General features: G+C 38.5%; 6 protein-coding genes. 2 read left to right on the top strand and 4 right to left on the bottom strand.

Features of this window, described 5'->3' with window-relative positions:
* Positions 1 to 239: 239 nt before the first annotated feature.
* Both HCG69_RS18930 and HCG69_RS18925 read left to right on the top strand, forming a co-directional pair.
* The gene (locus HCG69_RS18930) at positions 240 to 1082 is read left to right on the top strand and encodes a helix-turn-helix transcriptional regulator (protein WP_221651325.1); all 843 of its coding nucleotides are present in this window, start codon (positions 240 to 242) and stop codon (positions 1080 to 1082) included.
* Positions 1083 to 1154: 72 nt separating this feature from the next.
* Positions 1155 to 1610, top strand: coding sequence for a DUF4405 domain-containing protein (locus HCG69_RS18925; protein ID WP_221651324.1), 456 nt, complete (start codon positions 1155 to 1157; stop codon positions 1608 to 1610).
* 40 nt (positions 1611 to 1650) lie between these two features.
* Here the strand turns inward: HCG69_RS18925 and HCG69_RS18920 are convergent, their stop codons facing one another.
* The 4 genes from HCG69_RS18920 to HCG69_RS18905 all read right to left on the bottom strand — a co-directional run bounded on the left by HCG69_RS18920 (position 1651) and on the right by HCG69_RS18905 (position 6130).
* Complete coding sequence (locus HCG69_RS18920) at positions 1651 to 2877, bottom strand: clostripain-related cysteine peptidase (protein WP_221651323.1); 1227 nt, start codon at positions 2875 to 2877, stop codon at positions 1651 to 1653.
* 92 nt (positions 2878 to 2969) lie between these two features.
* Positions 2970 to 3371 carry a hypothetical protein gene (locus tag HCG69_RS18915; RefSeq protein WP_221651322.1) on the bottom strand — a complete coding sequence of 134 codons (402 nt, stop codon included), beginning with the start codon at positions 3369 to 3371 and terminating at the stop codon, positions 2970 to 2972.
* 140 nt (positions 3372 to 3511) lie between these two features.
* Entirely contained in the window at positions 3512 to 4372 is an 861-nt protein-coding gene (locus HCG69_RS18910; protein ID WP_221651321.1) for an RNA polymerase sigma factor RpoD/SigA, read from the bottom strand.
* Between the two features lie 219 nt (positions 4373 to 4591).
* On the bottom strand, positions 4592 to 6130 hold the full coding sequence (locus HCG69_RS18905; protein WP_221651320.1) for a Do family serine endopeptidase: 1539 nt from the start codon (positions 6128 to 6130) through the stop codon (positions 4592 to 4594).
* Positions 6131 to 6274 lie beyond the last annotated feature (144 nt).

Raw genomic sequence — 6274 nt, 5'->3', positions numbered from 1 at the left:
TGATTTGCAAAGGTGTTGTAAAACATAAAAAAAGAAACAGGGAAAGAAAGAGAAAAAAAGGAACACATTATAATATATAAGCGCATGCGTATACGCGTGCGAGAAAATCTATAAATTGAAGTATAGATTCCCACAGATAAAAAGTAGTTGATTATTCTTTCTCACTCATCTACTGTTATACTTAACATTGTTTTGGAGAGTTATCAGTTGCTTTTATTAACTTTGCAAAAAAAGATCAAATGCCAACTATCCCAATACACAAAGTCGTTCAACAATCTGATTTCGGAATATATTTGAAAGAGGTCTCCCCTTTTTCATCAAAATCGCCTATTAACTATATTCATCAGGATGATTATTATATATTCGGTATGGTGGCTAGCGGAAAGTGCAGTGTCAGTATAGATTTTAAGAACTATCATTTATCAGAAAGTGAAATAATATGTACCCAGCCCCATCAAGTGCATCATGTTACCAATGCAGGCGACGCAAAAACATTTCTTTTGTTTATTGACAGTGTATTCATAGACTCAGAGACCAAACAAATACTTGCCGAATATGCTCTATCTCTGACGCCATTCAAAATAAGCGATCAACAACGCTTTGAATTGGAACAATTATTCGCCATCATTCTCCACAGAATAAACGATTCGGGAAACAATAAATCAAAACATATTATACAAAATCTATCACGTGCTGCCGTAGGGATAATAACAGAAGCCATACAAGGAATTATCCGACAACAGTCTAAAAATAAAAGACATATAGATATCACATTAGCTTTCAAAGAACTACTTTCAAGAAAGCTACACACAGAAAAGAGAATATCTCACTATGCAAAATCGTTACATATATCTCCGGTATATTTAAACGAAGCTATTAAAAGTATTACCGGAATCAGCGTAAGCAAATATATTCAAATTGAACTTATGTTGAGAGCAAAACGAATGCTAATATATACCTCTCTAAATATAAAAGAGATCGCTATTAATTTAGGTTTTGATGATTATGCTTATTTCACGCGTTTATTTACGAAAGCAACAGGCCTAAATCCTACCTCATATAGAAAGAAATACCTTGAATAGTGCAATCTTTACCTTATATTGTCTATTTTTCCATTTAACAACGCATTGTAACTTTGCAACCAAAAAGGAACAATGAATAAAAAAAGATTTATTTACTTTACGGATTTAATATTGATTCCCCTATTTATTTTGTCATTATACACAGGAATAAAGCTACACATCGCCGGACACCATACCAACCATGAAATATGGCACAATTGGGCTGTGTTTCACACAATCGTCAGCCTGTTATTTACTATATTCGGAATTGCGCACATCAAAAGCCATTGGAACTGGTATAAAGGATTAAAAACAATAGGCTGTAAAGGTAAAAGAAAAGTTGTACTGCTTTTGTCTATAACCTTTGCACTGGTTATTATTACGGGCATACTATTGCTACTATTCGTCAATGGAGCCAGTTCGTCAACAGGACTATTACATTACAAAATCGGTATTGCAACGGGAGTTTTAGCGATTCTACACATATTAAGACGAAAACACTTCTTGTATAGCGGATTTAAAACAAATATAATAACCAAAAAACAATAATTATGCATTGTCTAAAAATCAACCAAGATGCAATACTACCTTACCAGCCAGTATTCACCCAACCCGCATCGTAATACCACTGATAATCACGATAAAAATCATTTAACTTCGGACTTGCACTACGAGGTATAAAGACAGACAAACCACACGTTCCAGTCATATCAAAGGCCCCTACCCAATCTGAAAAGTTTTTTGGAGTAGTATAATAGTAGGGAACAGCTTCCTTAAAAGCCTGTTCCCAAACTCTATATTCATCATTGTCACCCGTGATCTTTTTCATAAAATCAGCAAAATCATAATAGAGCTTAGAGTTATTGTAATTATATGAATACCCTTTTCTCTTATCATAGCAATATACATTATCGGAAGTGGTCGATGCATCCACATATTTTGAGACAAGCTCTCCCGTGACAGCGGCAAGCGCTTCAAGCTTACTACAATCTACCACTGCAGACGAAACCCCTGCAACCCAAATATTAGTAAGATAATTACGGTCTTTCCATGGGCTATACTCCCCTTCCCGTATCTCCGCATTATACGTATTTGCATAGTTTGTATAATATGTTTCAGCAATCTTTTTTGCCGCCGCATCTTCATCTTCAAACATAGCAGGCACTACAACCTGATAAGGAGCTCCCGGAGCCGGAATTTCAGTAGGAGAACCCACTATATAATCTGTATATTGACGCAACTCATAAGCAACTTCTGCCGCTTGCATAAAGCAAGCATCAAAAAAGACAAAATTCAGGTGCCGGGTACCCTCAAGCACTTTACGAAGGTCTGCAATATTCATTGAATTCCCGCCATCATCTCCAAATGACCTGGATTTAACTCCCGGATAAGGAGCCCAGCCATCAGCATGTGACCATAGCACCAATCCATAACTATCAGCCGGATATTCCGAATAGACCTGATTTAAAATACTTTTCATTATTTCAGTATCTACAGAATTCTGTTCCGCATAATCCTGAAGCCTCTCTTGTTTTACCGTACCATTCTTATCCTTGTATAGGCGGATTAAACGCGGTTTTGAATTATCATCCCTATAAATAATCAAGTTATTATTCTGATCATCCACAGACTTCATTCCTTCAAGCATTTCATTAAAGTCTGCTTCGGCAAAAGAGCTCAAGTTGTTTTGCGCTACCATATATACCAATACTGTACGTGATCGCTTCTCTGGTCCCGAAACTTCGTTGTCATCACGACATGCCGTAAAAGTCAAAATAAAAAATGAAACCAATAAAGATAATATGGTAATTCTCATAATTATAGTATGCTCTGTTTCTTAATATATTACCCACAAAGATAAAAAAATAAGAGACACAAACACTGCATCTCTTATATTTAACATCTTAACTACTCTTCCGGTTTAGTGAACCTGAATTTTTCAGGATCAACCTTTTGCAAAGCCACCGCTTTGTTCTTCTTGTACTTCCCCAATATTTTCAAAGCTTCTTTATCAATCTTCTTCTTACTATCCGAAAAATAAATCATACAAGTCCTGTTAGGCTGATTCATATCCAGTTCTAAAAAGTTTTTAAACTGATAGCTGTACAATTCACGATGTGGCAAAAAACCATTCTTATCAAGATGAACACTATCAATCAACTGAATATCCGTATAGTACACCACAGTATCTGTAAATGAGGCAGAAACGCCAAAAGCATACACAGGCTTATGAGAACCTTTCTTAATTGAGAACGCTGAGCACAAAGTGAACACCAGTGCTATTGCAAATAGTATTTTTACGTATTTCATATCTAAACTGTTTTATTGCGGCAAAGGTAACAAAAAAGGGGGATAAAAAAAGTCGTGCAAGTCTGTTTTTTAAGATAGTTACCCTAAACACTTCAACTTACACGACTAATACCTTAATTGTCGAAAACTGATATATCGCCTTATCCCAAGTACGATTTGAGCAATTTGCTACGATTACTTTGTCTTAATCTTCTGATTGCTTTTTCTTTTATCTGACGAACGCGCTCACGTGTGAGACCAAACTTATCGCCGATTTCTTCTAATGTCATTTCCTGTTGTCCGATACCGAAAAACATCTGTATGATTTCTTTTTCTCTATCGGTTAACGTAGAAAGAGCTCTATCAATTTCCCTCGCAAGAGACTCATTAACCAGAGCGCGATCCGCCATAGGCGAGTCATCATTCACCAGCACATCCAGCAAGCTGTTATCTTCTCCTTCAACGAAAGGTGCATCTACCGAAATATGACGGCCGGACACTTTTAACGTATCAGAGATTTTATCAACCGGGATTTCCAATTCGTCTGCCAACTCTTCCGGAGATGGACGGCGCTCATTTTCCTGCTCGAATTTTGAGAAGGCTTTACTGATTTTATTCAGTGAACCAACCTGATTCAAGGGAAGGCGAACGATACGTGACTGTTCTGCCAATGCTTGCAAAATAGACTGACGAATCCACCATACAGCATAACTGATAAACTTGAACCCACGTGTTTCATCAAACTTTTCGGCAGCCTTAATCAGTCCTAAATTGCCTTCATTAATCAAGTCAGGCAAACTCAAACCCTGGTTTTGGTACTGTTTGGCTACAGACACGACGAAACGCAGATTGGCACGTGTCAGTTTTTCTAACGCTACACGGTCACCCTTACGAATACGCTGAGCAAGCTCTACCTCTTCCTCTACAGTGATGAGGTCTTCGCGACCGATTTCCTGCAAATACTTATCAAGAGAAGCGCTCTCTCTGTTAGTGATACTTTTGGTAATCTTTAGTTGTCTCATTCTTATAAAACAGATTTGGAGTGCAAAGTTACGACAAATAATTTGTTAACTAACTATCTTAACGAAACTTTTTCACCATTATTATTATCTGTATAAACAAAAAGAGATGCCGACAAGTTGTATACCGGCACCCTTTTTTTAATTGAAAGTTGAAAATTGAAAATTGAAAGTTGGCTGCGCTATATACTGCATAGTAACTTTCAATTTTCAATTAATAAACTATTCCTGAGTCAGGTCAACAGCATAATTAGCACGTTTTCCTGATGGGAACATTCCTGTGAGGAATAATACCTGATCCGGTGATTTGGTTGCTGCTTTCAGCACCTCTTCCAGATCGCCCACTTTACGTATCTGCTGTCCGTTAGCTTTCAGAATGATGAATCCCTTACGGATACCTGCATCTTTCATCTTACCATTGGAAACACCTGTTACCTCTATACCATATCCCAAGTTGAGTTGCTTCTTCAAGTCGGCAGGGAGTTCTCTGAAAGCTGCACCCAGAATTTCCATTCCGGCATTCTTTATTACTTTTGTAGTACCTTGCTCATTCTTCAAAGTCACTTCCACACTCTTTTCTTTCTTATCGCGAATCAACTTCACAGTAATCTTATCACCCGGACGATGTTTTGCAAGCGCTTCCTGCAAGTCGGCAAAGTTGTGAACCTTCTTACCATCAATACCTATGATCACATCGTCTACTTTGATATCCGCGCCGGATGCCGAACCACCTTCAGTAATTTCACGTACCCAAACTCCGTCTACTACACCAAACTCTTTCGCTTTATCACGAAGCGTAGTGCCCGACTTGTCTATAGGTTGCTGGTCTTCCATTATGCTGCTGCCCAATGAAGCTCCTGCGATACCCAACATAGCACGCTGTACGGTTCCAAACTCTTTCAGGTCGGCAACCACCTTTTTCATAATACTGGTTGGTATAGCAAAACCATATCCGGCATACGCACCTGTAGGTGACGAAAGCACAGAATTGATACCTACCAATTCTCCCTTTGCATTTACCAGTGCACCACCGCTGTTACCCTGGTTGATAGCGGCATCCGTCTGAATAAAAGATTCAATGCCACCATTGTAAACACCCAGCGTACGGGCTTTTGCACTTACAATACCTGCCGTTACAGTAGAGTTCAAATTGAACGGATTACCTACCGCGAGTACCCACTCACCTACTTTCAGTGCTTCTGAATCACCTACCGGAATAGTAGGCAGATCATCGTCTGCTTCTATTTTCACCAATGCAAGGTCAGTACTCGGGTCTGTACCAATGATACGGCCTTTAAATTCGCGATTGTCATTCAACTTCACTGCTATTTCATCCGCACCATCAATCACGTGGTTGTTGGTTACAATATATCCATCCTTAGAGATGATAACTCCCGAACCAAAACCTACACGCTCCGGTGTCTGTACCCGGCGCTGACGTCCGCCGCCATCACCAAAGAAGAAGTCAAAAATATCAGGTGCTCCCTGAACAGTCTGAGTTTTTGATTGTTGAGTGGACTTTATATGTACTACAGCATGAAGCGAATTCTCTGCCGCCTGTGTCAAGTCTACCGGTTGCGCATTGATTGCATCAAAAGCAGCCAGTTTCACATCAGGATTCTGTTGGAACACCTCATTAAATGACGCCTGCTTGTCGCTATCTCCTGTCTGCATCATTTTATAGGTTGTTAAACCTGCAACTCCTGAACTCAGAAGAACGATGGCTCCTACTCCAAGAATGTTTTTTGTTGTCTGTTTCATACTACTCTTTGTTTATTCTTTAAAATGTTAATATTCTAATTCGTTTTAACTTTATGACGTTAAAATAACGACAAAAATCATTCACTTATTCCACTTGTCACTCTTTTTTGTCCTCTTTTAACAGAGAATATTTACTGATTAACA

Source organism: Bacteroides sp. K03 (assembly GCF_019734355.1).
Lineage (GTDB): Bacteria > Bacteroidota > Bacteroidia > Bacteroidales > Bacteroidaceae > Bacteroides > Bacteroides nordii.
Note: the sequence above shows the minus strand (reverse complement) of the source record. Positions and strands in the feature narration are given on the sequence as shown.

Excerpts from the sequence above, each read along its gene's own strand:
- HCG69_RS18930 (WP_221651325.1), top strand. The coding sequence starts at position 240 with ATGCCAACTATCCCAATACACAAAGTCGTTCAACAATCTGATTTCGGA.
- HCG69_RS18915 (WP_221651322.1), bottom strand. The coding sequence starts at position 3,371 with ATGAAATACGTAAAAATACTATTTGCAATAGCACTGGTGTTCACTTTG.
- HCG69_RS18920 (WP_221651323.1), bottom strand. The coding sequence starts at position 2,877 with ATGAGAATTACCATATTATCTTTATTGGTTTCATTTTTTATTTTGACT.
- HCG69_RS18925 (WP_221651324.1), top strand. The coding sequence starts at position 1,155 with ATGAATAAAAAAAGATTTATTTACTTTACGGATTTAATATTGATTCCC.
- HCG69_RS18905 (WP_221651320.1), bottom strand. The coding sequence starts at position 6,130 with ATGAAACAGACAACAAAAAACATTCTTGGAGTAGGAGCCATCGTTCTT.
- HCG69_RS18910 (WP_221651321.1), bottom strand. The coding sequence starts at position 4,372 with ATGAGACAACTAAAGATTACCAAAAGTATCACTAACAGAGAGAGCGCT.